The sequence below is a fragment of the Bacillus cereus group sp. Bc031 genome (genome assembly GCF_027716265.1).
GTDB lineage: Bacteria > Bacillota > Bacilli > Bacillales > Bacillaceae_G > Bacillus_A > Bacillus_A paranthracis.
On the sequence record NZ_JAQFUL010000186.1, the window covers coordinates 1 to 2,368 of the forward strand.

A 2,368-nucleotide genomic window follows, 5' to 3' on the forward strand; every position below is an offset into this window, starting at 1 on the left:
ATTTAGTCGGGTAAGCGGGGGGCATCGCTGCCCCCAACTCCCCTCAGAACCGTACGTGACAGTTTCCCATCATACGGCTCAAGCCTTCTTTTTATCCGATTTTAGTCCCTTTAGTATAGGCAAGGTAAGTGAACTAATTTTAAGTTTAAATTAGACAATATGAGGTGTTGCGGAACAGGCATGTCTTTTACGACTACCTTTTCCCCGTTTCGTAGTGGAGTTTTGCAGATAGCGCAGCGGTAACCTTGTTTTCTAGCCAGCTTCATTCTATCCATCGTGTTTTCCGTATCAAATACCTTACGGTCTCTTTTTTCCCAGTATTCTTTCAATGTTGGGTCATCAGGACTATTTTTGAATTTCACCATGTTGTGTCTCTCAATCTTAATCCATGACATATGTAAGAGTTGGATATTTGTTTTCGGGCAGGTTGGTGTCCAAGCATTTCCACCATGATGTGGATGCCTGTAATATCTTGCATATATCCATTTCCACGACTTCTTTGGATGGAGCTGTCGAAGATGTTTGCCGATTCTCCAATAGATATAGCTATCCATTGTACCAAAGATTTTCTTAGAAACGACATGTTTCCAGTATTGCCCGTATCCTCTGATAATAGGATTAAGCACTCGGATGATTTCTCCGATGGATTGACCCCTCATGACACGTAAAGTATCTCCAATTTTCTTCTTCGCTTTCTGTCTACTGCCCTTACTTGGTTTGATGAACAGTTTATTCCCCTGTTCAGTTTGGTACTGCCGAATCAAGAATCCTAGGAACTCAAATCCTTCCTCAATATGTGTAACCTTCGTCTTTTCAGGGCTTAATTCCAATCCCCTGTCCTTTAAGTAGGGACGAAGTCTCATATATACAGAGAGTGCTTGTTCTTTTGTCTCCGTTAAGACCACAAAATCATCTGCGTAACGGATAAGGGTAAATTTGCAAGCAGGATTCATAATATAACTATCATTAGCTTTATAGTTTTTCTTGTAAGTAATTCCCAAGGTTTCTTCCATTCCATGAAGGGCAATGTTAGCGAGAAGTGGCGAGATAATTCCTCCTTGCGGAGTACCTTCTTGCGTTTCCGCGAAAAAGCTTTGCTCCATGTATCCCATCTTGAGCCATCGCTTCAATAGTTTTCTTCCTGGGAAGTAAGAAGTTTGTTTGAGTATCCACTCATGGTTGAGATGATCAAAACAGCCCTGAAAATCTCCTTCAAATATCCATTTCTTCTTTGTGCCCCCGTTGATTCTATTGAAAATGCTTCGTATGGCATCATGGGTACTTCGCTTAGGACGAAACCCGTAAGAAATAGCTTCAAATCTGGCTTCCCACTGTGGTTCAAGGGCATTTCGCACTATATTTTGATATACCCTATCCTTTATAGTTGGGATGCCCAACGGTCGCAATTTTCCGTTTTTCTTCACAATGTATATACGTTTTGCTGGTTTTGGTCGGTGTTGTAGCGTATTTAACTTTTTGAGTTGCTCATAGAGAAGATTTCTTTCTCTGCGACTCAAGGCTGTATGTTCATCAACACCTGCTGTTCGCTTTCCTTTATTCTGCTGTGTTACTCGTCTAATTGATAACAGTAAGTTTGCTTCGCTTCTCATGAGTAAGCGTTGAAGTTTTCTTACCTTTCTTTGTTGCTGTAACTGTTCGGCACGGTAAATTCTTTGTCGTAACTTCGTCACATACATCTGAACTGCTTTCCAGTTTGTATACGAGACGTGCGCCGACGCTCGTTCTGAGGTGTTCATAACTGCACGCTCCTATTCGTCAGAAGATAACTTACAAATGTATTTCCATGTTGAAGACCTATAAGAAGTGGGCTCCCTTTCAGGCTTGTCATGGGTTTGTCCGTAAGGACGACAATATCCGCTCAGTTATACATATTTCTATGCTTTCCTGTTTCCTTTCGGCTAGCGGCTTTTGCTTTCTCTTATATCCTTTACCCTCTGCCACATCGTTTGACTTTACAGTCATCCTACTGCTTGCGCAGATGACATAGGGCTTACCAAGTTTCACATTCCACAGATACGACAGGGTTAGGTGGACTCTTTACTCCGGATAAGTTGCGGGATGCAACGCGGCAGTATTATGAGAATGCCTTTCCTCTTATCAAGACCTGGGTAGAGCTGTACATTATCCCAAGCTAACGATTACGAAGCTTACGAGCCTTCACTCTCGTTCACCGTACCTGTCTTCTCCTAGCGGTATTCCGAGTCATGTACAGACTCTCTGTTTCCACATTTCCTCATGCAACCCACGAGCCCGTTACCAAGTCCGCAGTTTCGGATGGAGATAGACTTTGCATCTAATCTAGTAGCAGAAGCTACCCTGTGGGAATGCGACTTCTTGTCGCACCATA

Annotated in this window: 1 protein-coding gene; it reads right to left on the reverse strand. The window is 42.7% G+C overall.

The window, feature by feature from the left end; genetic code table 11:
• Nucleotides 1–110: 110 nt before the first annotated feature.
• Nucleotides 111–1,757 (reverse strand): group II intron reverse transcriptase/maturase, encoded by a 1,647-nt coding sequence (gene ltrA / locus PDQ33_RS28730; RefSeq protein WP_270757103.1) that lies wholly within the window; start codon nt 1,755–1,757, stop codon nt 111–113.
• Nucleotides 1,758–2,368: the final 611 nt, after the last annotated feature.